29 protein-coding genes are annotated in these 25,832 nt (G+C 60.2%); 22 read left to right on the top strand and 7 right to left on the bottom strand.

Going from position 1 to position 25,832, the window contains the following annotated elements; genetic code table 11:
- Positions 1 to 15: 15 nt before the first annotated feature.
- The 11 genes from E3U23_RS04335 (at position 16) to E3U23_RS04285 (ending at position 9,058) form a co-directional block, all read left to right on the top strand.
- On the top strand, positions 16 to 906 hold the full coding sequence (locus E3U23_RS04335; protein ID WP_279349974.1) for a polyprenyl synthetase family protein: 891 nt from the start codon (positions 16 to 18) through the stop codon (positions 904 to 906).
- On the top strand, positions 906 to 1,418 hold the full coding sequence (gene coaD / locus E3U23_RS04330; RefSeq protein WP_279349973.1) for a pantetheine-phosphate adenylyltransferase: 513 nt from the start codon (positions 906 to 908) through the stop codon (positions 1,416 to 1,418). The genes E3U23_RS04335 and coaD overlap by 1 nt, the downstream gene beginning before the upstream one ends.
- An 80-nt stretch (positions 1,419 to 1,498) precedes the next feature.
- Positions 1,499 to 2,170 carry a peptidylprolyl isomerase gene (locus tag E3U23_RS04325; RefSeq protein WP_279349972.1) on the top strand — a complete coding sequence of 224 codons (672 nt, stop codon included), beginning with the start codon at positions 1,499 to 1,501 and terminating at the stop codon, positions 2,168 to 2,170.
- A 39-nt stretch (positions 2,171 to 2,209) separates the two neighbouring features.
- Positions 2,210 to 3,238: a tRNA preQ1(34) S-adenosylmethionine ribosyltransferase-isomerase QueA gene (gene queA / locus E3U23_RS04320; protein WP_279349971.1), complete on the top strand. Its 1,029-nt coding sequence runs from the start codon at positions 2,210 to 2,212 to the stop codon at positions 3,236 to 3,238.
- 12 nt (positions 3,239 to 3,250) lie between these two features.
- A complete protein-coding gene (locus tag E3U23_RS04315) occupies positions 3,251 to 3,709 on the top strand; it encodes a hypothetical protein (RefSeq protein WP_279349970.1) in 459 nt (152 codons plus the stop codon).
- A 7-nt stretch (positions 3,710 to 3,716) separates the two neighbouring features.
- Positions 3,717 to 4,655 carry an ABC transporter ATP-binding protein gene (locus tag E3U23_RS04310; protein WP_279349968.1) on the top strand — a complete coding sequence of 313 codons (939 nt, stop codon included), beginning with the start codon at positions 3,717 to 3,719 and terminating at the stop codon, positions 4,653 to 4,655.
- Positions 4,652 to 5,416: an ABC transporter permease gene (locus E3U23_RS04305; RefSeq protein WP_279349967.1), complete on the top strand. Its 765-nt coding sequence runs from the start codon at positions 4,652 to 4,654 to the stop codon at positions 5,414 to 5,416. Before E3U23_RS04310 ends, E3U23_RS04305 begins: the two co-directional genes overlap by 4 nt.
- Positions 5,417 to 5,578: 162 nt before the next feature.
- A complete protein-coding gene (locus E3U23_RS04300; RefSeq protein WP_279349966.1) occupies positions 5,579 to 6,439 on the top strand; it encodes a DUF481 domain-containing protein in 861 nt (286 codons plus the stop codon).
- Positions 6,440 to 6,441: 2 nt separating this feature from the next.
- Complete coding sequence (gene tgt, locus E3U23_RS04295) at positions 6,442 to 7,581, top strand: tRNA guanosine(34) transglycosylase Tgt (protein ID WP_279349965.1); 1,140 nt, start codon at positions 6,442 to 6,444, stop codon at positions 7,579 to 7,581.
- Complete coding sequence (locus E3U23_RS04290) at positions 7,578 to 8,276, top strand: SDR family NAD(P)-dependent oxidoreductase (RefSeq protein WP_279349964.1); 699 nt, start codon at positions 7,578 to 7,580, stop codon at positions 8,274 to 8,276. The genes tgt and E3U23_RS04290 overlap by 4 nt, the downstream gene beginning before the upstream one ends.
- A 50-nt stretch (positions 8,277 to 8,326) precedes the next feature.
- On the top strand, positions 8,327 to 9,058 hold the full coding sequence (locus E3U23_RS04285; RefSeq protein ID WP_279349963.1) for a M50 family metallopeptidase: 732 nt from the start codon (positions 8,327 to 8,329) through the stop codon (positions 9,056 to 9,058).
- Between the two features lie 3 nt (positions 9,059 to 9,061).
- Here the strand turns inward: E3U23_RS04285 and E3U23_RS04280 are convergent, their stop codons facing one another.
- The gene (locus E3U23_RS04280; protein WP_279349962.1) at positions 9,062 to 9,232 is read right to left on the bottom strand and encodes a hypothetical protein; all 171 of its coding nucleotides are present in this window, start codon (positions 9,230 to 9,232) and stop codon (positions 9,062 to 9,064) included.
- A 159-nt stretch (positions 9,233 to 9,391) separates the two neighbouring features.
- Here E3U23_RS04280 and E3U23_RS04275 point away from each other — a divergent pair, with 159 nt between their 5' ends.
- On the top strand, positions 9,392 to 11,380 hold the full coding sequence (locus E3U23_RS04275; protein WP_279349961.1) for an alpha/beta hydrolase family protein: 1,989 nt from the start codon (positions 9,392 to 9,394) through the stop codon (positions 11,378 to 11,380).
- Between the two features lie 76 nt (positions 11,381 to 11,456).
- On the opposite strand, the gene rpsD is transcribed toward E3U23_RS04275, so the two are convergent.
- Entirely contained in the window at positions 11,457 to 12,071 is a 615-nt protein-coding gene (gene rpsD / locus E3U23_RS04270) for a 30S ribosomal protein S4 (protein ID WP_279349960.1), read from the bottom strand.
- A gap of 151 nt (positions 12,072 to 12,222) precedes the next feature.
- A complete protein-coding gene (locus E3U23_RS04265) occupies positions 12,223 to 12,807 on the bottom strand; it encodes a phosphoribosylanthranilate isomerase (RefSeq protein ID WP_347710011.1) in 585 nt (194 codons plus the stop codon).
- Between E3U23_RS04265 and E3U23_RS04260 the strand changes: the two genes are divergently transcribed.
- Positions 12,728 to 13,048, top strand: coding sequence for a hypothetical protein (locus tag E3U23_RS04260; RefSeq protein ID WP_279350266.1), 321 nt, complete (start codon positions 12,728 to 12,730; stop codon positions 13,046 to 13,048). The two genes, E3U23_RS04265 and E3U23_RS04260, sit on opposite strands and share 80 nt — an antisense overlap.
- Positions 13,049 to 13,054: 6 nt before the next feature.
- Here the strand turns inward: E3U23_RS04260 and pyrF are convergent, their stop codons facing one another.
- The 3 genes from pyrF to purB form a co-directional block, all read right to left on the bottom strand.
- Positions 13,055 to 13,732: an orotidine-5'-phosphate decarboxylase gene (pyrF, locus tag E3U23_RS04255; protein WP_279349959.1), complete on the bottom strand. Its 678-nt coding sequence runs from the start codon at positions 13,730 to 13,732 to the stop codon at positions 13,055 to 13,057.
- Positions 13,729 to 14,106 carry a hypothetical protein gene (locus E3U23_RS04250; RefSeq protein ID WP_279349958.1) on the bottom strand — a complete coding sequence of 126 codons (378 nt, stop codon included), beginning with the start codon at positions 14,104 to 14,106 and terminating at the stop codon, positions 13,729 to 13,731. Before E3U23_RS04250 ends, pyrF begins: the two co-directional genes overlap by 4 nt.
- A 64-nt stretch (positions 14,107 to 14,170) precedes the next feature.
- Positions 14,171 to 15,481, bottom strand: coding sequence for an adenylosuccinate lyase (purB, locus tag E3U23_RS04245; protein ID WP_279349957.1), 1,311 nt, complete (start codon positions 15,479 to 15,481; stop codon positions 14,171 to 14,173).
- 201 nt (positions 15,482 to 15,682) lie between these two features.
- Between purB and E3U23_RS04240 the strand changes: the two genes are divergently transcribed.
- A complete protein-coding gene (locus tag E3U23_RS04240; RefSeq protein WP_279349956.1) occupies positions 15,683 to 18,466 on the top strand; it encodes a DUF3857 domain-containing protein in 2,784 nt (927 codons plus the stop codon).
- An 18-nt stretch (positions 18,467 to 18,484) separates the two neighbouring features.
- On the opposite strand, the gene radC is transcribed toward E3U23_RS04240, so the two are convergent.
- A complete protein-coding gene (gene radC, locus E3U23_RS04235) occupies positions 18,485 to 19,183 on the bottom strand; it encodes a RadC family protein (protein ID WP_279349955.1) in 699 nt (232 codons plus the stop codon).
- Between the two features lie 73 nt (positions 19,184 to 19,256).
- Between radC and E3U23_RS04230 the strand changes: the two genes are divergently transcribed.
- The 8 genes from E3U23_RS04230 to E3U23_RS04195 all read left to right on the top strand — a co-directional run bounded on the left by E3U23_RS04230 (position 19,257) and on the right by E3U23_RS04195 (position 25,829).
- Complete coding sequence (locus E3U23_RS04230) at positions 19,257 to 22,508, top strand: intermembrane phospholipid transport protein YdbH family protein (protein ID WP_279349954.1); 3,252 nt, start codon at positions 19,257 to 19,259, stop codon at positions 22,506 to 22,508.
- Positions 22,505 to 22,699 (top strand): YnbE family lipoprotein, encoded by a 195-nt coding sequence (locus tag E3U23_RS04225; RefSeq protein WP_279349953.1) that lies wholly within the window; start codon positions 22,505 to 22,507, stop codon positions 22,697 to 22,699. The genes E3U23_RS04230 and E3U23_RS04225 overlap by 4 nt, the downstream gene beginning before the upstream one ends.
- Before the next feature lie 77 nt (positions 22,700 to 22,776).
- The gene (locus E3U23_RS04220; protein WP_279349952.1) at positions 22,777 to 23,106 is read left to right on the top strand and encodes a YdbL family protein; all 330 of its coding nucleotides are present in this window, start codon (positions 22,777 to 22,779) and stop codon (positions 23,104 to 23,106) included.
- Positions 23,107 to 23,261: 155 nt separating this feature from the next.
- Positions 23,262 to 23,582, top strand: coding sequence for an AtpZ/AtpI family protein (locus E3U23_RS04215; protein ID WP_279349951.1), 321 nt, complete (start codon positions 23,262 to 23,264; stop codon positions 23,580 to 23,582).
- A gap of 49 nt (positions 23,583 to 23,631) precedes the next feature.
- Positions 23,632 to 24,417, top strand: a complete 786-nt coding sequence (locus E3U23_RS04210; protein WP_279349950.1) for a F0F1 ATP synthase subunit A — start codon at positions 23,632 to 23,634, stop codon at positions 24,415 to 24,417.
- Positions 24,418 to 24,459: 42 nt separating this feature from the next.
- Positions 24,460 to 24,684: a F0F1 ATP synthase subunit C gene (locus tag E3U23_RS04205; protein WP_279349949.1), complete on the top strand. Its 225-nt coding sequence runs from the start codon at positions 24,460 to 24,462 to the stop codon at positions 24,682 to 24,684.
- An 82-nt stretch (positions 24,685 to 24,766) separates the two neighbouring features.
- On the top strand, positions 24,767 to 25,261 hold the full coding sequence (locus E3U23_RS04200; RefSeq protein WP_279349948.1) for an ATPase: 495 nt from the start codon (positions 24,767 to 24,769) through the stop codon (positions 25,259 to 25,261).
- Positions 25,254 to 25,829 carry a hypothetical protein gene (locus E3U23_RS04195; RefSeq protein ID WP_279349947.1) on the top strand — a complete coding sequence of 192 codons (576 nt, stop codon included), beginning with the start codon at positions 25,254 to 25,256 and terminating at the stop codon, positions 25,827 to 25,829. Before E3U23_RS04200 ends, E3U23_RS04195 begins: the two co-directional genes overlap by 8 nt.
- The last annotated feature ends 3 nt before the right edge of the window (positions 25,830 to 25,832 follow it).

Genomic DNA, 25,832 nt, shown 5'->3' with positions numbered 1-25,832 from the left:
CCAGTGTCTGAAGCCATGCCACCTAAGCTTGCCGAAGCGTTCGAGCGTATCCAGCGTGAGATCGATGCAGCGTTCGATGCCTTCCTGCCCGTGCCCGAAGGCGCGCGCGCGCGACTGGTCGAGGCGATGCGTTATGCCGCGATCGGCGGCGGCAAACGCGTGCGCCCGCTGCTCGTATGCGCAACCGCCGGCCTGTTCGGGGTCGACCGCGATGCAGCGGTGAATGCGGGCTGCGCGGTGGAGGCGATCCACTCCTACTCGCTCATCCATGACGATCTGCCTTGCATGGACAACGACGACATGCGCCATGGCAAGCCAACGGTGCATAGGGCGTTCGACGAGGCGACGGCGGTGCTGGCAGGCGATTGTCTGCACGCGCTCGCCTTCGACATTCTCACTATGCCGGGCACCAGTTCCGACCCGTTCGTTCGCTCCGAGCTCGTCGCCACGCTGGCGAAAGCGAGCGGCCACGAAGGCATGGCGGGCGGCCAGATGATGGATATCGTCTCCGAAACGCGCGAATACGACCTTCGCCAGGTCACCCGGCTCCAGCAATTGAAGACCGGCGCGCTACTTGCCGCCAGCGTCGAACTGGGCGCGATCCTCGGCAAGGTTCCGCCCGGAGGTCGCACTCCGCTGCGCGCCTATGCCCGGGATGTCGGTCTAGCGTTCCAGATCGCCGACGATCTCCTCGACGTCGAAGGCGATGAGGAAAAGGCCGGCAAAGCGCTGCGGAAGGACGAGGAGCAGGGCAAGCAGACCTTCGTTACCCTCATGGGCCGCGAAGCCGCGCGGCAACAAGCGGAAGCGCTGGTGGATCAAGCGAGCCGACATGTGGCAGGCTATGGAAAGGATGCGCAGGTGCTGATCGATCTGGCTCATTTCGTCGTGAAGAGAGACCACTGATGGCGGAACGCATCGGAATTTATCCCGGTACCTTCGATCCGATCACGCTCGGTCATGTGGACATCATGCGGCGCGGGGCTAGGCTGGTGGACCGGCTGATCGTCGGTGTGACGACAAATCCATCGAAAAATCCCATGTTCACGACCGACGAGCGTTTCGCGATGGTGGAGCGCGAGATTGCGGCGATGGGGCTAAATAATGTCGAAGTGGTCGGCTTTAACGCTCTTCTGGTCAAGTTCGCGCGGAAGATGGGCGCGAATGTGCTCATTCGCGGACTGCGTGCAGTGGCCGATTTCGAATACGAATATCAGATGGCTGGAATGAACCAGCAGCTCGATGATGATATCGAGACGGTGTTCTTGATGGCTGATGTATCTCTTCAGCCGATCGCTTCTAGGCTCGTGAAGGAAATCGCCTTGTTCGGCGGTGACATCACCCCGTTCGTCAGCGGTTCGGTGCGCGACGATGTCGTTGCGCGGGTCAAGGAAAAAGGGCGGCTCGGCGACTATTGAGCCGCCACCAGCTATTCATTGAACGGACAGCGCGGCCAAGCTATCGCGCCCGTCATTCAAGATATATCGACGGGATTACCATGCTGAAGTCTTCGCTCGCCCTAGCCGCTGCCGCCCTTGCGGTCACGGCGCCGATAGCCGCCATGGCGCAGGACGCCGAGACCGTCGAAACGGTCCGGCCGACCTACGCTCCTATCAATTACGATGTGGCATCGGACCGCGAGAATGTGCTGCTTCTCGATCTGTCGAACGGCCAGCGGGTCGCAATCCGGTTGATGCCGAGCTGGGCACCCAATCATGTCGAACGCATCAAGCAGCTGACCCGCCAAGGTTTTTACGACGGGATCATTTTTCACCGCGTGATCGACGGGTTCATGGCGCAGACCGGCGATCCCACCGGCACTGGGCAGGGCGGCTCCTCGCTTCCCGATCTTGCCGAAGAGTTCAATCCCATGCCGCATGTCCGCGGCACGGTTGCCATGGCACGCGCAGCCAGCGAAGATAGCGCGAACAGCCAGTTCTTCATCGTATTCTATCCGCGGTTCAGCCTCGATAAGCGCTACACCAATTTCGGCCGCGTAATCGCTGGCATGGATGCGGTGGATGCAATCAATCGCGGCGAACCGCCTGCCGATCCGACGCGGATCGTCCAGGCCTCGATCGCCAGCGATAACAGGCCCGTTCCCGCCGTGACTGCGCCGCAGCCGCAGCGCGAGATGACGGTGGACGATCTGAACGCCCCCATCGGCTGATACTCCCCGTTGCGCGCAAGCTCTGCTAGGCGCGCTCGCATGAAGGTCGACCTTTTCGATTTCGAACTGCCGCCGGAGCGTATTGCGCTGCGGCCCGCCCGTCCACGTGACGCGGCGCGGATGCTTATCGTCCAGGAGCAGAGCGGTTTCCAAGATCGTACCGTCGCCGATTTGCCGGGTTGCCTGCAGAGCGGCGATGTTCTGGTGTTCAACGATACCCGCGTCATTCCCGCGCAGCTTGAAGGCAGGCGGGGGGAGGCGAAAATCGGGGCGACGCTTCACAAACGGGTGGACCTTCGCCGGTGGCAGGCGTTCATTCGCAATGCCAAGCGCGTAAGGGAGAAGGACCGGATCGAATTCGGCGGCGGCGTCAGCGCGATTGCAGAGCGACGATTGCCGGATGGCAGCCTCGTCCTCGCGTTCGAAGGCGACGAACCGGTGGAACTCCTCCTCGAGCGAGCAGGACGGATGCCCCTGCCACCCTATATCGCCGGCAAGCGCGCGACGGACGAGCAGGACCGCGAAGATTACCAGACGATGTTCGCGCGCGAGGATGGTGCCGTCGCCGCACCCACTGCCGCCCTGCATTTCACACCGGAACTCATCGCGGCGTTGGACGAGGCGGGGATCGGGCGGGAAACGCTAACGCTTCATGTCGGCGCCGGCACTTTCTTGCCCGTAAAGGCGGAAGATACCGACGATCATGCGATGCATTTCGAATGGGGTCGGATCGATACGTCGACGGCGGAGAGGCTCAACCGGGCGAGAGCGGCAGGCGGGCGGATCATCTCCGTCGGTACGACAAGCCTCCGCCTTCTCGAAAGCGCTGCGGACGAATGTGGGATCATCGCGGCATTCGAGGGGGATACCGACATCTTCATTACCCCCGGTTATCACTTCCGTGCGATCGACGGCCTGATGACGAATTTCCATCTGCCGAAATCAACGCTGTTCATGCTGGTGAGTGCGCTCATGGGGCGTGAACGGATGCACGACGCGTACGCGCACGCTATCGCGGAGAAATATCGCTTCTATAGCTATGGCGATTCGAGCCTTTTGCTGCCTTGAGGGGGGAATATCATGAAGTCAGTCATACTTGCCGCGGCCTGCGCGTTCGCCGCCTTCGCTCCTGCACAGGCGTCGGCCCAGATCGCGACGCCGAACGAAGCCTCGCTCAAGCTGGGGCAGTGCCTTGTCGGTAAATCGAACGGCGAAGATCGTATTCTCATCGCGCAATGGATGGGGGCGAGCATGGCCATGTCGCCCGCCATGCAGGAGATTGTTACCGTCGATCCGGAGGTGAAGGATCGTATCGATCGCGAAATGGCCGAAACGTTCACCCGCCTCATGGCGGAAGACTGCCGCGAACAGATGGCGACGCTGATAAAAGGGCGTGACGCCGCCGGCATCCAGGCCGCGAGCGGAATGCTCGGTCAGATGGCGATGCAGGAATTGTTGCGCGATCCCAAGGCCATGGAGGCGCTTATCGCGTATGCCAAGTACATCGATCCCGCGATGATGCAGAAGCTCGGCGAGTAGACCGGACTTGGAGCCGATCCTCGAACTCGATGGACTGTCCAAGGTCTATTCCGGCGGGCTGAAGGCGCTGGACGATGTCAATCTGACGATCCGCAAGGGCGAGATATTCGCGTTGCTCGGGCCGAACGGGGCGGGCAAGACCACGCTGATCGGTGCGGTGTGCGGCATGGTCACGCCAACCTCCGGGACGATCCGCGCATTCGGGCACGACATGGCGAAGGATTGGCGTAAGGCCCGTGCTCGGATCGGCCTCGTGCCGCAGGAACTCAGCACCGATATGTTCGAACCGGTGATGCGTGCGGTCAGCTATTCGCGCGGCCTGTTCGGACTGGCCCCGGACAAGGATCGAATCGAGGAGGTGCTGCGCAGCCTGAGCCTGTGGGACAAGCGCGACGAGCGGATCATGGCGCTTTCGGGCGGAATGAAGCGCCGCGTTTTAATCGCGAAGGCGTTGGCGCACGAACCCGACCTGCTGTTCCTCGACGAGCCCACCGCCGGAGTCGACGTGGAACTGCGCAAAGGCATGTGGCGCATCATCGACGAAATGCGCAGCCGCGGCGTCACCATCATTCTCACCACGCATTACATCGAGGAAGCCGAGGAAATGGCCGACCGCGTCGGTATTATCCGCGGCGGGAAGATCGTGATGGTGGACGAGAAAGACGCCATGATGGCGCGGCTCGGACGAACCGAGGCGCATATTGCTTTGGCGGCGCCGCTATCGCAAATCCCGCCAAGTATAGCCCGCTATCCCGTCGAACTCGAGCAAAACGGTAGCTCGCTCTGCTATCGCGGGGGCGACGGCGCAGGCAAAGGTAAGCAGGACGTTGCAGCCTTGACCAAAGCACTGCTGGCCGAAGGCATCGACTATACCGGCATCGACATTCGCGAAAGCAGCCTCGAGGATATCTTCGTAAGTCTGCTCGGCGAGGAGGAGGCGGGATGATCGGCTGGCGTTCGACTTGGGCGATCTATACGCGCGAGCTGATGCGTTTCCTGCGGACCGCGTTCCAGTCCGTCCTCGCTCCGGTCATCACCACGGCGCTGTACTTCATTGTCTTCGGAGCGGCGATCGGCAGCGAGATGCCCGATCTCGACGGGGTAGACTACGGCGCTTTCATTATTCCCGGCCTGCTGATGCTCACCCTGCTTGGAGAGACTACCAACAATTCGAGCTTCGGCATCTACATGCCGCGGTTCACCGGTACGATCTACGAATTGCTCTCGGCTCCGGTCGGCGTGGCGGAGACGCTCATCGGCTTCGTCGGCGCCGCGGCGACCAAGAGCCTGATCCTCGCCGCCATCATCCTGCTGACGGCGCGCCTGTTCGTTGATTATACTATCGTCCATCCGGTGCTGGCCGTCCTATTCATCATCCTCGTCGCCGCCAGCTTCAGCCTGTTCGGTTTCATTCTCGGAATTTGGGCGGACAATTTCGAAAAGCTCGGCATCATACCCTTGCTGTTCCTGACGCCGCTGACCTTCCTCGGCGGGACCTTCTATTCGATCGACATGCTGCCAAAGCCGTGGGACACCGTCGCACTGGCCAACCCAATCGTCTACCTCGTGAGTGGACTTCGCTGGACCTTCTACGGTCAGAGCGACGTGAACATATGGGTAAGCTTCGGAATTACGGTCGGTTTCCTTGTCGTTTGCGTGACCATCGTCACGCTCATTTTCAAAACGGGATGGCGTCTGAGGGCGTGAGCGGCACTGCGCTTAATTCCCCGCTTCTTTAAATGCCTCCATAATTTCGCTACCCGCTACGCCATGGTTTTTCGCTCTTCCTTCTTTCGGTTTTTAATCGCTGCTAGCGCGTTCCTCACTGCTATTCCCGCAAGCGCAGAACTTCCGATCGGGGTCAGGGAGATGATTGCTGCTGCCATCGAGACCGGTGACGATGCGAAGGTCAAGACGGTCGTGGAACTCGCCCGCACGACCTATCCCGACGACACCGCGGAAATCGATGCGCTACAGCAGAAATGGAGCGAGATGCTGGCCCTTCGCGATGCGGAAGCCAGCCGCATTCGCGAAGCGGAAATACGCGAGGCAGGTTTCTTCGATCTCTGGAGCGGCGAGGGCGAACTCGGCGGTTTCCACTCGGCCGGCAACACCGACAGCGTTGGCGCTTCAGCCTCGCTCGCGCTGAAACGCGAAGGGCTCGCCTGGAGTCACCGGTTGCGGCTACGGGGCGATTACCAGCGGCAGAACGGCACGACGAGCCGCGAACAGGTCCTTGCCGCGTACGAGCCGCGCTGGGAATTCGCCGACGACTGGTTCGCCTATGGGCTCGCGCAATACGAACGTGACACGATACAGGGATTCAAAGGACGTTATGCAATCTCCGGAGGTCTCGGCTACACGGCGATCGACCGCGAAGGTCTGTCTTTGTCGGTAAAGGCCGGGCCGGCTTACCGCGTCACCGACTATATCGATCAGCCAAGCGAAAGCCGCCTCGCCGCGCTCGCTGGATTGGACTTCGATTGGCAGGTTTTCGAGCGGCTCTCGTTGAACCAGTCGGCCAATGCCGTTGCCGAGACCGGGGGGCAGGCACTCGTAATCGTCGACAGTTCGAACACCACGCTCAACTTGGTGACGGGACTGGATTTCAAGGTGACTGACAGCTTGCGCTCGCGTCTGTCATATCAAGTCGATTACGACAGCAATCCGCCAGTCGGCGCCGTTTCCGCCGATACGTTGACACGTTTCACTCTCGTTTACGGTTTCTGACCGTGACGAAAGAGCGCTTCGCTTTCCATATCCATGCGCGTGACGGGAAAGCGCGTACCGGCGAGATTAAGATGCGGCGGGGGACCATCCGCACACCGGCCTTCATGCCAGTGGGCACGGCCGCGACAGTCAAGGCGATGAAGCCGGAAACCGTCCACAAGACCGGTGCGGACATCATTCTGGGCAACACCTATCATCTTATGCTGCGGCCGGGGGCGGAGCGGGTCGCGCGGCTTGGCGGGCTGCATCGCTTCATGAACTGGGAGCGCCCGATCCTGACCGACAGCGGCGGTTATCAGGTGATGAGCCTGTCCGACTTGCGCAAGTTGACCGAAGAGGGAGTCGAATTTCGCAGCCATATCGACGGCTCGAAACACATGCTGACCCCGGAACGCTCGATGGAAATCCAGCGCCTTCTGGGCAGCGATATTGTTATGGCGTTCGACGAATGCCCGCGCGCCGACCAGCCTCGCGATGTCATCGCAGCCAGCATGGAAATGTCGATGCGTTGGGCGAAACGCAGTCGCGAGGCGTTCGATAAGGGAGGCGACCATGCTGCAAACGCCGCACTTTTCGGCATTCAGCAGGGCGCGCTTGACGAAGAGTTACGCCGCCGCTCTGCCAACGCACTGACCGATATCGGCTTTGATGGTTATGCGATCGGTGGGCTGGCGGTAGGCGAGGGGCAGGACGCGATGTTCGCGACGCTCGATTTTGCACCCGACCAGCTGCCCGAGGACCGTCCGCGCTATTTGATGGGTGTCGGCAAACCTGACGATCTGGTTGGCGCGGTCGAGCGCGGCGTTGACATGTTCGACTGTGTCTTGCCGAGCCGCTCCGGGCGGAACGGGCAGGCTTTTACGTGGCACGGCCCTATCAATCTACGCAATGCACGTTTTGCCGAGGACCCGGAGCCGCTGGACCCCCGGTGTACCTGTGATACCTGCAGCATATATAGCCGGGCCTATCTGCATCACCTCCAGAAGTCGCAGGAGATCCTTGGCGCAATGCTGATGACCGAGCATAATATTGCATTCTACCAGCAGCTTATGCAGGCTATGCGCGATGCGATTGCGGGGGCGCGGTTCGATGAATTCGCGGTACAGTTCCGCAGGGATTATTGCGGCGGCCAATCGCAATGACGTGGCAGCACGCAGTTGTGATCGGCGCATCGGGCGGTATCGGCAAGGCGCTGGCCGATGAGCTGGAGCAGCGTGGTACGGAAGTCGTCCGTCTCTCGCGCTCTGCGGAAGACGCTGAGAGCCACATCGACCTTCAGGACGAGGCATCGATCGAAGCGGCGGCGGCATGGGTTGCCAAAGGCAAGGCGCCGGACCTTATTCTCGTCGCAACCGGCTATTTGCACGAGCAGGGCGAGGGGCCGGAAAAGGACTGGCGCCAGCTTTCCGCCGACCACCTTGCACGCAATTTTGCGATCAACGCAACGGGGCCCGCTCTGGTCGCCAAGCACTTCCTTCCATTGCTTCGCGATGACGGGCGTGCCGGTCTCGCCGCCTTGTCGGCGAGGGTCGGCAGTATCTCCGACAACCGGCTAGGCGGATGGTATGGTTATCGTGCGAGCAAGGCGGCGCTCAACATGCTGATCCGCACGTTTTCGATCGAGTTGAAGCGCAAAAAGAAAAATGCGTTCTGCATCGCTCTCCATCCCGGCACGGTCGACACGGCGCTCAGCGATCCCTTCCAAAAGAATGTGCCAGAAGGGAAACTGTTTTCGCGCGAGCATTCCGCAAAAAAGCTGCTCGAAGTCTTGGAAGGTTGCGACGCGGACTCCACCGGTCGCATCTTCGCGTGGGACGGAACGGAAATCGCACCTTGATCCGCGCGCTCAGTATCCAATCTTGAATGAATGTCGAAAGACGGATCACAGTGAGCAGGTGGAACAAAGGATCGGGTTGGGGCGGAGGTAAAAGCGCGCGTAAAGAGATCACGACGCTGATCGTTATCGCTGTCGTCACTATAATCCTTTGGCACTCGCCCTATGGCGGCTATCTGCTTTACCCCTTTACGATACTGTCGACATGGTTTCACGAAATGGGCCACGGCCTTGCCACGATGCTGTTCGGCCACCGTTTCGAAAGGCTCGTCATTTTCCCGAACGGCTCGGGCTACGCGCTGCATCTTTCGCCGGACCCTCTCTCGCGGATATCGATCGCCGCGATTTCTGCCGCCGGTCTGCTCGGCCCGACAATCGCCGGCTGCCTGCTGATCCTGAGCTCCCGCACGGCGAGGAACACAAAGCTGGCGCTTTACGTGCTTGCCGGTGCATTGTTGCTGTCCACGGTTGTCTGGGTGCGCTCCATGGTGGGCTGGCTCGTCCTACCTTTCGTCGGCCTCGCCTGTCTATTGCTCGCCTTCCGCGGACGCATGGGCACACAGCGCTTTGCCGTTCAGTTCCTCGGCGTTCAGGGATGCATCAGCATTTATCGGGACTTCGGATATCTGTTCAGTCCGGGGGGCGTTCTCGGCGGCGTGCCGCAGCTATCGGACACCGCGCAGATCGAGCAAGCGCTGCTTCTGCCTTATTGGTTCTGGGGCGGCGTGATCACGGTACTGATCGCGGGCATGGTCTGGTGGGCCCTAAAGCGCGCCCACAGATAGCTGTTACACGGCAGCCTTCTGCCGCATCTCCAGGATCGTGCCACGATAGGCGACAAAGGTGCCTGCTGCGTCGAGAAATCCCGCACCGATACGGCACGCGAAGGCCTGCGCATCACGCAAACTGTCATACCATTTGCCGCGTCGCTTAGGAGTGATGAAACGATATTGTGTCATGTCAGTGCACAAACGGAAAAACTCTGTCCCGGTTTCATCTAAGAGGCGGAAATTGCGACGAAACGTTGCTTTTATTTTCCGTTTGATCGAAACGGAATTCGGAAACTAGACGACGAGTAAGGGAAGACAATCCGCTCGATCGCGAACGTAGGGGGAAATATGAAACACTCTTATCTGATTCTACCGTTAGCTTTGATTACAGCGCCTTTGTCTGCCCAGGAAGAAAGCGTAGAGGAACTGGCGGCGCGCTACGGAGACCGTGGTGCGATTTTGGATATTAGCCTCTCTCCGTCGGGCAAGAAAATCGCTTACATATCCTCCAATCGTGGACACGGCGAACTCGTAAACGTTATTGAATTTAAAGGTGCTCAGGTCGATGAGCGACAGGTTACGGGGAATGACGAGAAAAATCTCGATATAACCGATTGCGAGTGGATTACGGAAAACCGTCTCGTATGCCAAATCTGGGGTATGGTCGAAGGCGAAGGAGGGTTACTGCTGCCTTTTAGCCGTACTTTCGCTTTAAATGAAGATGGGTCCGATCCCAAATTGATATCGCAGGGCCGAAGTCTGCGCGAACTCTCGTTCCGTCAAGACGGCGGGGATATCGTGGCGCTCGATGTTCAAGGGAACGAAGGCACGATATTATTTACGCGTGAGTACATCCCGGAACGAACCATCGGTACCAATCTAGCGAACACGGACAGCGGGTTAGGCGTCGATGCCATAGACACTGTTACTGGAAAAAGTCGCCGAGTTGAACGACCAGATGAAAATGCCTCTCATTACGTTGCCGATGAAAACGGCGATCTGCGGCTTAAGGTCCGAGCTCTGACCGATGGTCGGGGGTACCTGACCGGTGAAAACGTCTACATGTATCGCGATGTCGGAGGGCGAAGCTGGGACCGGTTCGGCTCGGTGCAAGTCGATGGCGTCACAAGAAACGTCCGTCCTGTGGCTGTTGATGCTGGCCGAAACGTTGCTTACGGGTTCGACGAAATCGACGGATTTAAGGCTGCGATTGAAATACCGTTGGACAGTTCTCAGACGGCCAAAGTCGTGATGGCGCGCGACGATGTTGACGTTGATCAACTTATTCACATCGGGCGACAAAGGCGCGTGGTCGGAGCCACTTACGCTACTGAAAAGCGGTCCATCGAATATTTCGATCCAGAACTACAGGCGTTGGCGCGAGGATTAAGCAATGCTTTGCCGGAAAAGCCACTGGTCAATATCGTCGGTGCGAGTGCCGACGAAAGTCAGCTGCTGCTTATAGCGTCTAGCGACACTGATCCTGGGATGACTTACCTTTACGATAAGTCATCACGGCAACTCGAACCGCTACTGCCGATCCGTGAACTTCTGTCTCATCGCGAGATGGGCGAGATGACGCCTGTAACCTACACGGCTTCGGATGGAACTCGGATCCCTGCATATCTCACCTTGCCGCCCGGATCTGACGGGAAAGGTTTGCCTGCTGTCGTACTTCCCCACGGGGGGCCCGCCGCCCGCGACGAATGGGGATTTGACTGGTTGCCACAGTTCTTCGCTGCGAGAGGATATGCGGTTTTGCAACCAAACTATCGCGGTTCGGCTGGCTATGGAGAAGATTGGTACGGACGCAACGGATATCAGGCCTGGGAAACTGCTATTGGCGACGTAAACGACGCCGGCAGGTGGCTTATCTCGCAAGGGATCGCCTTACCGAATAAGATTGCGATCGCAGGATGGTCTTACGGCGGATATGCCGCCCTCCAATCACAGGTGATTGATCCAAACCTCTTTAAGGCGGTTGTTGCGATTGCGCCGGTTACCGATCTCGAGCTTCTTCGTGACGATGCCCGACGCTATACCAGTTTCGAATTGCGGGACCGTCAACTTGGGCAGGGGCCTCATATTGCCGCGGGCAGTCCGCGTCGGCACGCCGGTAACTTCAAGGCGCCGGTTGCGTTATTTCACGGCGATTTGGATCTGAATGTCGACGTGCGCCATTCGCGTCTGATGGAAAAAGCCCTTCGCGATGCGGGAAAGCAAGTTCGCTTAACGGAATTCGATGGCTTGCAGCACGATCTCGGTGATAGCCGCGCACGAAGCGAGATGCTTCTGGAGATCGACCGCTTTTTAAACGAGGCTCTTGAACAACAGTAATAAAAAGGGCGGCGTTGTGAACGCCGCCCTTCTTGCTCGTTTGTGAATTCTTAACGCGAGTAGAACTCGTGAATTCTTAACGCGAGTAGAACTCGACGACCAAGTTCGGTTCCATCGTGACCGGATAGGGCACTTCGTCGAGCTTCGGTACGCGCGTGAAGGTGATTTTGTCCGTGCCATCGGGCGAGACGTAATCGGGAATGTCGCGCTCGGGCAGGCTCTGGGCTTCGATGACCAGCGCCATGTCCTTCGCCTTGCTGCCGAGGCTGACGACGTCGCCGACCTTAACACGGGCCGAAGCCACATTGGTCTTCACGCCGTTGAGATAGATATGGCCGTGCGAGACGATCTGGCGCGCGGCGAAGATCGTCGGCGCGAACTTGGCGCGATAAACGACCATGTCGAGCCGCTGCTCGAGCAAGCCGATCAGGTTCTGGCCGGTATCGCCTTTCATGCGTGACGCTTCGGCGTAGGTGCGCTTAAACTGCTTCTCGGTCACATCGCCATAATAGCCCTTGAGCTTCTGTTTGGCGCGAAGCTGCAGTCCGAAGTCGGACATCTTACCTTTACGACGCTGGCCGTGCTGGCCGGGCCCGTAAGAGCGCTTGTTGACCGGGGAATTCGGGCGACCCCAGATGTTCTCGCCCATCCGGCGGTCGAGTTTGTACTTGGCGCTTTTGCGCTTCGACATAAGTCGTATCCTTCGATTTGCTGAGCTATCCCATCGATAGCCATTCAACCCGGCATCGCACCGCAGACCGTGTCGGTCGGCGCGGCCACTGCTTCACCGGGGTGCAGGGCCCATTCGCGAAGGCGCGCACATAGCGGATTTCGCCCAAGCGTCAAGCGTTACGGGCGGTGGTGCAGAATGCTCGTATGAGATCGGAATCCTTAATGCCCGGCGCGGTTTCCACGCCCGACGACGTATCAATCAGCGGGGGCCTTGCCTGCGCGATGGCATCCCGTACATTTCTGGTGGTCAGCCCTCCTGCAAGCCCCCATCCGGATCGACCGACCCACGGTGCCAGCAACGACCAATCGAAACGAAGGCCCATACCACCGGGCATGTTCGCGTCTTTCGGCGTTTTGGCATCGAACAGAATGAGGTCAGCAGTATCGCGATATTGCTCAGCCCGTGCGACATCCTGTGCGGCCGCTACGGAAATCGCCTTCCATACAGGAACGCCGTATCTCTCGCGTATCTCGGCCGTACGCCTTGGGCTTTCGGAGCCGTGCAACTGGATCGCGTCGAGCGAACCGGCAGCAATGGCATGACTCAACAGGTTATCGTCAGGATCGACGAAAAGACCGACCCGTCTAATTTTGGATCCCGCCCGTGCGCCAAGCATGCTCGACTCTGCGGTACCCACATTGCGGGGGGATGGGGGAAAAAATACGAACCCGACGAAATCCGCGCGCGCTTCGATAGCTGCATCGAGACTTTGGGGTGTCGAAATTCCGCAGATCTTGATCGAAGGGGATGGCACTTTGGAGTCCAACTATTTGAAAAGTGATGCCGAGTTTGGTAAGACGGAAAGTATGAAAACGTTTGTAGATAAAATTCGCGAAGGCTCGTCCGGCGAGCTTACCCTGGCAATTTTCTTCGCTGCGGTCATGCTTTTTACAGCCGGTATTATGATTGGTCGAGCAATCGGGTCCGTCTTTTAGGCTCCATCACAGGGTCGCTTCGATTTCCCTAGCGGCGGACGCTGGATCGTCGGCGCGGGAGATCGGGCGACCGATTACGAGAACGCTCGCGCCATCGTCACGCGCTTGCCGCGGCGTGGTTACGCGTTTCTGATCGCCGGGACTTCCGCCGCCGAGGCGAAGTCCCGGAACCACGAAAAAGCCGTGCCTCCATTGGTCGTGCACCGCTTTGACCTCCTGACCCGAGCAGACGATGCCGTCCAGTCCGGAACGGTCCGCAAGTTCCGCAAGGCGCAACACCTGGTCGTGCGTAGAGCCAACGACGCCCGTAGCCGTAAGATCGCGTTCGTCCATGCTGGTAAGCGTAGTCACTGCGACCACCTTGGTATGCTCGCCGGCTGCCGCTTTGGCGTCTTCCATCATGGCCCTGCCGCCGCTGGCGTGAACGGTCACGATGGAGGGCTCGAGCGTACCGATCGCGCGCATCGCTCCGGCTACGGTATTGGGGATATCGTGCAGCTTAAGATCGAGGAAGATAGGCAGCTTCGCTTCGTGCGCGAGTTCGAGAACGCCATGGTGACCGTGGGCGCAAAAGAATTCCAGCCCCAGCTTGATACCGCCGATATGCGCGCGAACCTTGTTCGCAAGCGTCACGGCATCCGGCAGCCGCGGCAAATCCAGCGCCAGAAATACCGGATTGCTCATGGCCGGGTGATCGGTTCGGGATCGATCGGGCTGCGCGGCTCGTCGGGCCGCGTCGGATGCTCGCTGGGAGCGTAGCGTTCCGAAGTTGATGGGCGGGCGGCGGCAGCCTCTTCCTCACGCTGCGTATTAAGCCGGCTTGTAGCCGCTTCGAGCGCGGAATTGCGGCGCTGGAGGCGCCATCTCACGCTGCGGTGATAAAGCCAGGTTGGAACGAGGCCGATCAGGAAAGCGACGATGACGAGCGCCGGCACCCTCGTGTCCCAGACGATGCCGGGCCAGATGCGAACGTCGATTTCCTTGTCCCAGTTGCCGAACGAGAAGGCGAGCATGCCCACCAGCAGCAAGATCCAAAGTATCGTCCGCACGATCTGCATTGCTTATGCTCCCACCAAAGTTGCCGACGAATGCTAGGCGCGAGCCCGCTTCACGGCAAGCGGCCTAGGGAAACACGCGTTCGAAAACGGTGTCGACCTGCTTGAAGTGATATTCCAGATCGAACTTGTCTTCGAGCTCGGCCTCGCTCAGCGCCGCCATCACCTCCTCATCCTGCTTTAAAAGATCGAGCAATCGTAAGCGGCCGTCCGATTCCCACACCTTCATCGCATTGCGCTGAACGAGCCGGTATGCATCCTCGCGGCTAACGCCGTTCTGCGTCAGGGCTAGCAGGACGCGCTGCGAATGAATGAGGCCGCCCATCCGGTCCATGTTCGCCCGCATCCGCTTGGGATAGACCAGCAGTTTATCGACCACTCCGGTTAGGCGTGCGAGCGCGAAATCGAGCGTTATGGTCGCATCCGGTCCGATGAACCGTTCGACGCTCGAATGGCTGATATCCCGCTCGTGCCACAACGCCACGTTCTCAAGTGCGGGTAGGGCATAAGCGCGGATCATGCGCGCCTGACCGGTCAGATTCTCGGTCAGGATCGGATTGCGCTTGTGGGGCATGGCGCTCGAACCCTTTTGGCCGGGCGAGAAGTACTCTTCCGCTTCCAGAACTTCGGTGCGTTGCAAATGACGGATTTCGACGGCGAGCCGTTCGATACTGCCGGCGATCACCGCGAGCGTGGCGAAATACATCGCGTGCCGGTCGCGCGGGATGACCTGGGTGGAAACGGGTTCGGGCTTCAACCCCATCTTTTCCGCAACATACTCTTCTACCGAGGGATCGATATTCGCAAAGGTCCCGACGGCGCCGCTGATGGCGCAGGTCGCAATTTCGTCGCGCGCGGCGAGAAGGCGCATCTTGCAGCGGTCGAACTCGGCATAGGCCTGCGCTAGCTTCAATCCGAAAGTCACGGGTTCCGCATGGATACCGTGGCTGCGCCCGATGGTCGGTGTGTACTTGTGTTCTTTCGCCCGGCGCTCGATGGCGGCCAGCAGGGCATCAAGGTCTTCAAGCAGGAGGTCCGTCGACCGAGCGAGCTGAACGGCAAGTGTGGTGTCCAGCACATCGGAACTGGTCATGCCCTGGTGCATGAACCGCGCTTCTTCCCCGACGTTTTCCGCAACCCAGGTCAAGAAGGCTATCACATCGTGCTTGGTGACCGCTTCGATGGCGTCGATCGCCTCCACTTCGATCTTCGGCTCGGTCGCCCACCACTTCCACAGCGCATCCGCCGCGCTTTCCGGCACCACGCCGAGTTCGCCCAGCTTTTGCGTCGCATGCGCTTCGATCTCGAACCAGATGCGATATTTCGACTCGGGCTCCCATATCGCGGTCATGGCGGGGCGGGCGTAGCGAGGGACCATCGAATTTTCCTTCGGGGCAAACGGTCGGGGTGTGGAATGGGCCGCCGCTAGGCAAAGGGTAGGGAATTCGCAAGCATCGTAACCCAGGGCCAGCGGTGGTTCGCCGTCCCGTGCTGCGACGAAACGCTTATTTCCAGCGGCAGAACGTTGTTTCGCTTCGGCTTTTGAAGTAACTTCGCTGGAAACGATGAGGACCTGCCTGTGAACGTCAGAGTGTTTCTTTCCGCTGCGCCTATTGCGCTCGTTTCGACCGCAGCCTTTGCGGGCGAGGATGTTCGCTATGAAACGGCGCCCGCATGGGTCGTGCCAGCGGATATCGATACGGCAATGGAGAACCGGGAAGAACTGGTCATCTACGATCGGCAGATCAGGTTCGAGAACGGCGTCGTCCATCGCTATAACGACATCGCTTACGACCTTCGCAATCCGGAAATGCTTTCCAAGTTCGGGACGCTGCAACTCGGATGGATGCCGGACAAAGGCGATCTGATCGTTCACAAGCTCGAACTCCTGCGCGACGGCGAGACGATCGATCTTCTGGCACAGGGCGTCACGCCGGAAGTCATCCGCCGCGAAACGGAATTGGAGCGGCGATCCCTCGACGGCGCGCTGACCGCGCTGGTCAAAGTGCCGGGCGCAAAAATCGGCGATGTCCTTCGCTTCGCTGTGACTACTACCACGCGAGACCAGGCTCTCGACGGCGAGGTTCAGGCGATCGAGGGGTATTTCGAAGAGCCTGGCCGAGTGGGTTTTGGGCGGCTGCGCATGTCGTGGCCTGCCGATAGCGACATTCACTTTACCAGCATCGGCGATGTGGACCTGCCCGATCCGGTGACCGAAAACGGATTTACCGCCGTCGACGTCAGCATGCCCATCGTAAAGCAGGACGAAATGCCTAAGGACGCCCCGGGCCGCTTTCGGATGCAGCCCATGTTGATGGCGGGAAGCTTTTCTACCTGGGAAGACGTCGCAGCCGTCATGGCTCCGCATTATGCGACCGAGAATACAATTGTTGCGGGCAGTCCTCTCGCGAAAGAAGTCGCGCGGATCGAGAAGGTCGGATCGAACGATCTGGAACGTGCCGCCCTGGCGCTGCAAAGCGTGCAGGAAGAAATCAACTATCTGATGAACGGGATGAATGGTGGGAATTATCTCCCGCAGACACCCGCGGATACGTGGGAGCTGCGCTATGGCGACTGTAAGGCGAAGAGCATGCTGCTCCTCTCCATGCTCCACGAACTCGGGATCGAGGCCGACGCCGTTCTGGTGAAAACCGACAACGGCGACTCGGTTTCGCGATGGCAACCTTTGCCCGGCGCGTTCGACCATGTGATCGTGCGAGCTTCGATCGAAGGAAAGGATTACTGGCTCGACGGCACCAGCAGCGGGGCGCGCCTCGCGACGATCGACGAGGTTCCGGGCTTCGCCTACGGCCTTCCAATCGCGGAAAAGGGGGCCGAACTCGTCAAGCTGGAGCAGCGGTGGCCGTCGACACCTGATCGCACGATGTGGATCGTGTACGATTATTCCCGTGGCGTGGATATGCCCGGACTGGTCGAATTCAACGTCGAAACGCGCGGTTCGCTAGCGTCCTGGATGCAATCGAAGGTGACCGAAACCGAACTGCGCAGCCGCATCGGCTATGCGCAGCAGTATTTCGAGAACTTCATCGACGCTGTCTTTTACGATGCCGAATTCGGGTTCGATCAGGCGAAGGGCATCGGCACGCTGAAAGCCAAAGGGCTGGTGCTCGAACCGTTCGCCCTCGAACGCAACATGGCAAGCCTGCCGATCTATACCGCTTCGACCAATTGGGAGCTGGACGCTGATCGTTCGCGTGCGGCATGGCGCGAAATTCCGTACGCGCTTGGCGGACCGATGACCAAGCAATACGAAGTCACCTACCTGCTTCCCGATGGGACGAAGGCGAGCGAATTGCGCGGTGAGCCCGATCTCGAGGATCAAGTGGTTGCGGGAACGCGTTTCTGGCGCGATCTGGAGATGAACGGCGATCGGATCGTCGTGAAGGATTTCGCGAGTTACATTCCCGGAGAGATCGCACCGCAGGATATTGCCCCTGCGAAATCCGCCATGCGAACGCTGGCTAGCAAGGATCCGGTTCTTCGCCTGACCGATCCCGTGCGTAGCTGGGAACTGAGCGACGCCGAAATGCGGAAGCGGGCAGAGGGCCTGCTCGCTCCAGCGAACGCTCTGGTGGCGATGGCGGAGGATGAGGCTGCAATGCCTGCGTTCCGCGCGTATCTGCACATGACAGCACGCGATAACGCCTCCGCGCTCGCGGACGCCGAACGTGCAATCGATCAATCGGCATCGGCCGAAACCCACCAGTTGAAGGCCGATATCCTCTCCCGCATGGGTCGATATGAAGAGGCGGCGGAGGCCGCCGAAGCTGCCTTCGCCTTGAACAATGATCTCGCATCCGGGATCTATTATGCGACGTTGCTCGCGAACGCCGGACACGATGCCGAGGCGCTCGAGGTTTTGGACCAATACGATCTCGGCGGTGACGACGGAGCCGACATTGCCATGATCTTCGCTGAAATCGCGGGAAATACTCCGCGCGCCGACGAAGCGTGGGAACGGCTCGCAATTGTCGAGGCCGACCGGCCGGGCGATGGAAGCGTTCTCAATTCCCAATGCTGGTTCATGGCCACATGGTCGTACAATCTCGACGAGGGCGCCGAGGTCTGCGATCGGGCCGTGAAGGCTGGCGATTACGGACCGGCGGTGCTCGATAGCCGTGCCCTCATGTACCACCGTCTCGGCCGCGACGAAGATGCGCTGAAGGACATCGAAAGCGCGCTTCGGAAAAGTCCCGGCATGGCAGCCAGCATGTATCTGCGTGGTATTATCCAGACGAAGAACGGCAAAGCCGCAGAAGGCCGTCGCGATATCGAGCAGGCTTTGCGGATCGAACCGACCTTGGCCAAGCGGTATGAGAAATACGGTCTTACGATGAAGTGACGGTGCCGGGCGAAGGGCTCAGATCAGTCCTTTCGCCCGCAACGACACATGTAAGCCGCGGCCCACGATCACATGGTCGTGCACCGTCACGCCGAGCAGCCTTCCGGCTTCCGCGATGCGGTTGGTGATGGCGATGTCGGCCCGGCTCGGCTCCGGATCGCCGCTCGGATGGTTGTGAACGAGGATGAGCGCGCTGGCCCCGATATCGAAGGCACGGCGAATGACTTCGCGCGGATGGATCGCCGCTTCGTCGACCGAACCCTCTGCCGCCAGGTGGTCGAGGATCAGGCGGTTGCGCGTATCTAGATACAGTACGCGTACCCGCTCGTGCTTGAGATGAGCCATGTCGATCGCAAGATAGTCGAGCAGCGCCTGCCAGCTTCCGAGCACCGGTTGGTCCTGCACCGCGCCGCGCGCCATGCGCCGCGCAGCCAGCGATACGGCATAAAGCGATGCCGCACTCGCTTCGCCCATGCCTTTCACCTGTGTGAGGGCGGCAGGCTCGGCATTCAGTACCGCCGCGAACGATCCGAAATGCGCGATCAGCCGCTTCGCCAGGGGCTTCGTGTCCCCCTGCCGGATGGCAGCAAACAGCAAATATTCTAGCAGTTCGTAATCTGCGAGCGCCTCCGCGCCGCCGCTCAGAAGGCGTTGCCGCAGCCGTTCGCGGTGGCCCGCGCCGGGATGGGCGGAAAGTTGCCCGGATTGTCCTGACACGGTACTGTTTTCTCCTCCCGAACGGTTAAGCGCATTGCCTTTGAGAGGCGACTTGCGCAAGGGCGCGGATAGGATGGACGGGACCGATATCAGCGTCGAGCAAAAGCCCTTTGCCGCTGCCGGCGAGGATGAGCCCCGCCGCCGCCCCCGCTGGCGCAAGAAGCGCTGGGCATTTCCCGGTATCGCCTTCCTTGTTCTGTTGATCGTTTTCCTGATCGCATGGGCAAATCGCACCTCGATCGCCACCGATCTGATCGAGGACCAGCTCGCCGCTTACGATATCCCTGCAACTTACACGGTCGAAAGGATCGGTCCGCGCACACAGATCATTGGCGATGTCGTCGTCGGCGATCCCGAGAGTCCCGATTTTACATCGCGACGTGCGATCGTAAGGCTGCAACATCGGTTCGGTTTGCCGTCGATCGGATCGGTCGAACTCGTCGAGCCGCGTATATTCGGACGACTGGTTGATGGTCGCGTCAGCTTTGGCGCTTTGGATTCGCTGATCTACCAGGAGACCACGGGACCAGGCGGACTGCCCGGTATCGACCTCGCCATCCGAGATGGACGAGGACGGATCGCAAGCGAATTCGGTACGATCGGCTTCAAGGTAGACGGGCAGGGCAATCTCTCTGACGGCTTTTCCGGCATACTTGCGGCGACCATGCCGCAATTCGCATTGAACGGGTGCTTCAGCGAAAGCCTAACGGCATACGGCACGATCGAAAGCAACGGCGGAACGCCGAAGTTCAGCGGCCCGGTGCGGGCACGCGGATTATTCTGCGACGGGCAGGGCGCGGTCGCAGCGCTCGATGCCGACGTCGATCTCGAAAGCGAGGCGGACTTCAGCCTGCCGAAATTGGTCGCGAGGCTCGATGCGAGCGATGTCGAACTGGCGAATGCTTCGATCGATGGCCTCACGGGAACGGTTCGCGGGCAATACGGCAATGGCAGCTGGACTACGCGCTACAGCTTGGCCTCGCGCGGTCTTGCTACCCCGCAGCTGTTGATGGCTGCAGCAGCACTGGAAGGCTCTGCACGGTCCTTGCCCGGAGACCGCGTAGACGTCGCGGTCGAAGTCGACGGAGGCGGCCTGCGCCTCGGCGAACAACCGATACGGATCCTGCGCGAGGGCGAACGCGTATCGCGGGGAACTTTGGTGGCGCCGCTGATGGCACAACTCGCCGAAGCGCTGCGCCGGCAGACGCGCGGAAGCTCCTTGCTTGGCGAAGCGCGTTTCCGATCGTCTCCCAAAGGCTACAATGTCATCGTTCCGCGGGCGGAAATCACCGGTGGATCGGGCGAGCGCATTCTCTCGTTATCGCGAGTGGAACTGGCATCCTCCGATGGCGCACGGCCGACCGTTTCCGGAAATCTCGCCCTCGCCGGTACGAACCTTCCCCGCGTGACCGGGCGGATGGAGAGGGCGGCGGACGGATCGAGCGTCTTTCGCATCGCGATGCAACGCTATTCCGCAGGCGGCTCCGAACTGGCAATCCCCGATCTGGTGCTGCGCCAATCGCCGAGCGGACTGCTGCGGTTCGCCGGGAATGCCAGAGCGAGCGGGCCGCTGCCGGGCGGCTCGGTCGACGCGCTGGAACTCCCGCTTGACGGGCGCCTGTCGACGGGGGGCGCCTTCTCCTTGTGGAACAGCTGTATCCGCCCCCGCTTCAGCAGTCTGACCTATGCCAATGTGAGCTTGGAAGGGCAGACCGTGACGCTATGCCCTGCGCCGGGCAGGCCGATACTCGCCTACGGGAATGACGGATTGCGACTTGCGGCAGGTGCACCATCCCTGGACCTTGCGGGAAAGCTTGGGGAAACTCCTATCCTGCTCAGTACTGGTGCTGTCGGTTTCGCCTATCCCGGCGTCCTGCGTGCAGCGGAAGTCGATGTGGCCCTCGGCCCGCCGACTCGTCCGACACGGTTCCAGCTCTCGAACCTCGATGCCCGGCTCGGAGAAGCACTGGGAGGCACATTCGCAGGCGCCGATGTGACGCTGCCGGGCGTACCGCTCGATATTTACGAGGCGACCGGCGAGTGGACCTATGCCGGCGGGAAACTCAGCCTGTCCGATGGCGCGTTCCGCTTGCTAGACCGACAGGAGCCGGACCGTTTCAAGCCCTTGATCGCGCGTAAGGCCGAACTGTCCTTGCTCGATAACATCATTACTGCAGCCGCCGCGCTGCGCGATCCGCTGAGCGATCGTGTGGTGACCGACGTCGACATCCGGCACGATCTTTCGACCGGCGCGGGCTTTGCAAATCTCGTTGTTCCCGGCATCCTGTTCGACGAGGATCTGCAACCTGAACAGCTTTCACGCCTTGCGCTCGGCGTCGTGGCGAATGTTCGCGGCCTGGTCACGGGCAGGGGGCGGATCGACTGGTCGTCAAGCGGTGAGGTTACGAGCACAGGCAACTTCTCATCGGACGACCTCGATTTCGCCGCAGCGTTCGGCCCTGTCCAAGGCGCTAGCGGAACCATCGCGTTTTCCGACCTCCTGGGCTTGACCACTGCGCCGAACCAAAGGTTGCAAGTTGCCTCGATCAATCCCGGCATCGAAGTTCTCGGCGGTGAAGTTGCATTCGCGTTGCGGAACGGCGAGGTGCTGGCCGTCGAAGGCGGCTCATGGCCGTTCATGGGCGGGCAGCTGATACTACGTGAAACCGATCTCAACATCGGCGTAAGCGAGCAGCGCCGCTACACATTCGAGATCGTCGGGCTGGAAGCCTCGCAATTTGTCGCTCAGCTCGATCTCGAGAACATCTCGGCGACCGGTACCTTCGACGGCACGATCCCGATCGTCTTCGACCAGAGCGGGGACGGGCGGATCGAGGGTGGATTGCTCGTATCGCGGGAACCTGGCGGCAACGTCTCCTACGTGGGCGAATTGACCTACGAAGACCTTTCACCCATCGCCAATTTCTCTTTCGATGCGCTGCGCAGCCTTGATTACACGCAGATGACCGTCGGCATGGATGGGCCACTCACTGGCGAGATCGTGACGCGTGTGCGGTTCGACGGCGTGAGCCAGGGGGAGGGAGCAAGGCGCAACTTCATCACCCGCCGGCTCGCCGCCCTGCCGCTCCAATTCCGTATCAATCTGCGCGCGCCGTTCTACAAGCTGATCTCGTCGCTCAAATCGCTCTACGATCCGTCCGCCGTGCGCGACCCGCGAGCACTTGGCCTGCTTTCCGACGACGGAACGCGTCTGTTGCGGCAGGAAGTGACGGCCGAGGAGATGGAAGAGCAAATCGAGCAGGATGACCTCGTACCAGATGAGGAACCCGCCATTCAGTCAGAAGAAAGCGAAGGGGCGCTATGAAAATACCTATAACTTTTGGCAGAGGTGTGTGCGTTCTGCCGATCGCGATCGGGCTTGCAGGCTGCATCACCGTCAATGCTCCTGAAGAGCCCATCGTGATCGAACTCAACGTCAACATTCGCCAGGAAGTGATCTATCGGCTCGCCGAGGATGCGGGCACAACCATTGAAGAGAACGCGGACATATTCTGATGACTATGAACAGGGAAAACTCGAAGGCCTTCCGCCACGCTGTGATGGCGGCCATTGCTGCCCTTGCGATTACTGGAATGGCATCGCCGGCCTCGGCGCAGCGCGATCCGGCTTATGCGGAAGCGCGCGCATCGGGTCAGGTGGGCGAAAAAATGGACGGCTATCTCGGCATCGTCGGCGCAGAAACGCCTGCACTTCGCCGGATCGTGAACGATATCAATATCAAGCGCCGCGCTGTCTACTCGAAGCGCGCGCAGGCGAACAACGCGACCTTGGAGGAATATGCGCTTACGGCCGGATGCCAAGCCATTCTGGCGACGTCTCCTGGCGAGAAATATCAAGCGCCCGACGGCAGTTGGAAAACCCGCGGCAGCGGTGCGCCATTGCGCGACAGTCGCTGCCCCTGATCGTGTTCTTCGAAGGGGGCACGTTTTTCCGCAAGTTTCCGCGCTTACCGTTAGCCTCATCGTGTTGACTCGCTAGAACGCGGCTTCTAAGGGGGCGGCGCCCTTTGCGGACTGTTCCGCGTCCATACCGCGCACCCTTCGAAATGGAGCATGGCATGAGCGAGGAAAAGCCCGCACGGGAAACCATCGAGGAGGATGCGCGGATCGATGCGCTCGAGCGACGGCTTGCCGCCGCGCAGGAGCGGGAAGATCAACGCAACCGGTCGAAGTCGAAGGAATCCGATGCGGATTATCGCGCTGGAAACCGCGTTTTGGCCGATCTTCTCGGAGGTGTCCTGGGCGGTGCGGTCATCGGTTATGCCATCGGCTATTTCACCGATACCAATCCATGGGGTTTGTTGGTGGGGCTGTTCCTTGGGATCATCGTCGCCTTCAGAAACATATTTCGCGCTGCCGGAAACAGCTCCGGCAAGTAGAATTCCGGCCGATCGGGCCGCCAGGAATTGAGTAGGGACGGAACCGGACGTGGCAGCTGAAGCCAAAGTCGACCCGATGCACCAGTTCACGATCGAACCGCTTGCCGGTTCGCAGAACTGGGAGCTGGCAGGCTACAACATCGCCTTCACCAACAGTGCGCTGTGGATGCTCATCACCACCGTGGTGCTGTTCGCATTCGTGCTCGGCGGCATGAAGCGCGAGCTGGTGCCCGGACGTTGGCAGATGACGGTGGAGACCTTTACCGGCTTCATTGACCAGATGCTGGAAGCCAATATCGGCAAGGCTGGGCGCAAATACGTACCTTATGTCTTCAGCCTTTTCATGTTCATCCTGTTCGCCAACCTGCTCGGCCTGATGCCGCTCGGCGTCGTCGGGCTGCACCCCTTCACGTTTACCAGCCACTTCACCGTGACCGGCGTGCTGGCGATCATGAGCTTTTCGATCGTGCTGGCGGTCGGCTTCATCAAGCACGGCTTGCACTTCTTCTCGCTCTTCCTCCCGCATGGCACCCCGTGGTGGATGGCACCGGTAATCGCACCTATCGAATTCATTTCGTTCATGGTGCGCCCGTTCAGTCTCGGCCTCCGCCTGTTCGTGGCGATGATGGCCGGACACGTCCTTCTGGAAGTGTTGTCGAGCTTCGTGATTTCCGGCGGAAATGCCGGACCCCTGTTCGCGGTCGGCATCGGGATTCCCAGCATGGTTCTGATGATCGGGATCTGCGCGCTGGAATTGCTGGTCGCAGGCATCCAGGCGTACGTTTTCGCGTTGCTGACGGCGCTTTACATCAACGACGCTGAAAACCTTCACTGATTTTTGTTATAATTTAGCCATTTACCCAAAGGAGTTACTACAATGGACGCAGAAGCCGCAAAGCTGCTCGGAGCCGGTCTCGCCGCTATCGGAGCCGGTCTCGCCTCGATCGGCGTGGGCAACGTTTTCGCCAAGTTCCTCGAAGGCGCCCTGCGCAATCCGGGTGCGGCGGACGGCCAGCAGGGTCGCCTCTTCATCGGCTTCGCCGGTGCCGAGCTTCTCGGTCTGCTCGCCTTCGTTATCGCCGCGCTGCTGATCTTCCAGTAAGCAAGGCTTTCACTGTCGCCGTGCATCGCAAAGTGATGCGCGGCGATGGCCACCCTTTCCTCCGAGCCGCAGAGCGTTTCCGATGCCTCAGATCGCGCAATTGTCAGAAACCTTTTCCAGCCAGATATTCTGGTTGCTGGTTTTCTTCGGCATCACCTTTTTCGTGATCGGGCGCGGCATGGTCCCCAAGATCATGCAGACGGTAACCGATCGTGATAGCCAGATCAGTGCCGACCTCACGGCGGCGAAGGCTGCACGCGATGCGGCGGACGAGCAGGAAGAGGCGTGGCGTCGTCGCGAGAACGAAAATCGCGAAGCCGCGCAGGCCGTAATTGCGACGGCGAAGGACGACGCGGCAAAGCGTTCGGAAGAACGTCTCGCCGCGGCTCAGGAAGGGTTCGACCGGGATGTTGCCGCTGCGGAAACCCGGATAGAAACGGCGCGTAGCGAGGCCTTAGCCGAGCTCGAAGCCGTGGCAGCGGAAGCTGCGCAGGATATCGTGGCGAAGGTCGCGAATATCCAGGTTGCGCCACCTGCTGCGCATCGCGCCGTACAGGAGGCGCTGGCTCATGGCTAACGCGACACCCCCGGAAGTCTTCGCAACCGAACCGGCTGAAGTTTTCATCGAAGAAGGGCACGGTGGCGCGCCGGTCCATGTCGAACCCGAATTGCTCGGCTTTGCGCCCTTCCAGTGGGTTTCGGTGGCGATGCTCCTGCTGATCCTCATTGCCGTGTTCGGGGCGAAGGTTCACAAGTCCATTGCGGGCGGCCTCGACGGGAAAATACAGGCGATCAAGGACCAGCTCGACGAAGCCAAACAGCTTCGCGCCGAGGCGGAAACGCTTCGGGAGGAATATGCGGCCAAGATCAAGAATGCGGAAGCCGATGCCGAAGCCATGCTTGCATCGGCGAAGAACGAGGCCGACGCGATCCTCGAAAAAGCCGATGCCGACAGCCGCGCAATGGTCGCCCGCCGACAATGCATGGCGGAAGATAAGATCGCCGCAGCCGAGCGTGAAGCCGTGCAGGACGTTCGCAATCGCGCCGCGCGTGCTGCGACGGCCGCAAGCCGCAAACTGATCGCGGAGAATTACGGCGCTGACGCGGATCGGGCACTGGCCGATAAGGTTATTGCAAACATCTGATTT

This window comes from Erythrobacter litoralis, assembly GCF_029760855.1.
GTDB classification, from domain to species: Bacteria; Pseudomonadota; Alphaproteobacteria; order Sphingomonadales; family Sphingomonadaceae; genus Qipengyuania; species Qipengyuania litoralis_A.
Note: the sequence above shows the minus strand (reverse complement) of the source record. Positions and strands in the feature narration are given on the sequence as shown.

Coding starts and splice junctions, on each gene's coding strand:
- E3U23_RS04280 (WP_279349962.1), bottom strand. CDS start 9,232: ATGACACAATATCGTTTCATCACTCCTAAGCGACGCGGCAAATGGTAT.
- purB (WP_279349957.1), bottom strand. CDS start 15,481: ATGGTCCCTCGCTACGCCCGCCCCGCCATGACCGCGATATGGGAGCCC.
- pyrF (WP_279349959.1), bottom strand. CDS start 13,732: ATGAGCAATCCGGTATTTCTGGCGCTGGATTTGCCGCGGCTGCCGGAT.
- E3U23_RS04290 (WP_279349964.1), top strand. CDS start 7,578: ATGACGTGGCAGCACGCAGTTGTGATCGGCGCATCGGGCGGTATCGGC.
- E3U23_RS04305 (WP_279349967.1), top strand. CDS start 4,652: ATGATCGGCTGGCGTTCGACTTGGGCGATCTATACGCGCGAGCTGATG.
- E3U23_RS04200 (WP_279349948.1), top strand. CDS start 24,767: ATGCCTCAGATCGCGCAATTGTCAGAAACCTTTTCCAGCCAGATATTC.
- E3U23_RS04220 (WP_279349952.1), top strand. CDS start 22,777: ATGGCATCGCCGGCCTCGGCGCAGCGCGATCCGGCTTATGCGGAAGCG.
- E3U23_RS04275 (WP_279349961.1), top strand. CDS start 9,392: ATGAAACACTCTTATCTGATTCTACCGTTAGCTTTGATTACAGCGCCT.
- E3U23_RS04225 (WP_279349953.1), top strand. CDS start 22,505: ATGAAAATACCTATAACTTTTGGCAGAGGTGTGTGCGTTCTGCCGATC.
- E3U23_RS04260 (WP_279350266.1), top strand. CDS start 12,728: ATGCTCGACTCTGCGGTACCCACATTGCGGGGGGATGGGGGAAAAAAT.
- E3U23_RS04250 (WP_279349958.1), bottom strand. CDS start 14,106: ATGCAGATCGTGCGGACGATACTTTGGATCTTGCTGCTGGTGGGCATG.
- coaD (WP_279349973.1), top strand. CDS start 906: ATGGCGGAACGCATCGGAATTTATCCCGGTACCTTCGATCCGATCACG.
- E3U23_RS04215 (WP_279349951.1), top strand. CDS start 23,262: ATGAGCGAGGAAAAGCCCGCACGGGAAACCATCGAGGAGGATGCGCGG.
- E3U23_RS04335 (WP_279349974.1), top strand. CDS start 16: ATGCCACCTAAGCTTGCCGAAGCGTTCGAGCGTATCCAGCGTGAGATC.
- E3U23_RS04315 (WP_279349970.1), top strand. CDS start 3,251: ATGAAGTCAGTCATACTTGCCGCGGCCTGCGCGTTCGCCGCCTTCGCT.
- E3U23_RS04205 (WP_279349949.1), top strand. CDS start 24,460: ATGGACGCAGAAGCCGCAAAGCTGCTCGGAGCCGGTCTCGCCGCTATC.
- E3U23_RS04325 (WP_279349972.1), top strand. CDS start 1,499: ATGCTGAAGTCTTCGCTCGCCCTAGCCGCTGCCGCCCTTGCGGTCACG.
- E3U23_RS04230 (WP_279349954.1), top strand. CDS start 19,257: ATGGACGGGACCGATATCAGCGTCGAGCAAAAGCCCTTTGCCGCTGCC.
- rpsD (WP_279349960.1), bottom strand. CDS start 12,071: ATGTCGAAGCGCAAAAGCGCCAAGTACAAACTCGACCGCCGGATGGGC.
- queA (WP_279349971.1), top strand. CDS start 2,210: ATGAAGGTCGACCTTTTCGATTTCGAACTGCCGCCGGAGCGTATTGCG.
- E3U23_RS04195 (WP_279349947.1), top strand. CDS start 25,254: ATGGCTAACGCGACACCCCCGGAAGTCTTCGCAACCGAACCGGCTGAA.
- E3U23_RS04300 (WP_279349966.1), top strand. CDS start 5,579: ATGATTGCTGCTGCCATCGAGACCGGTGACGATGCGAAGGTCAAGACG.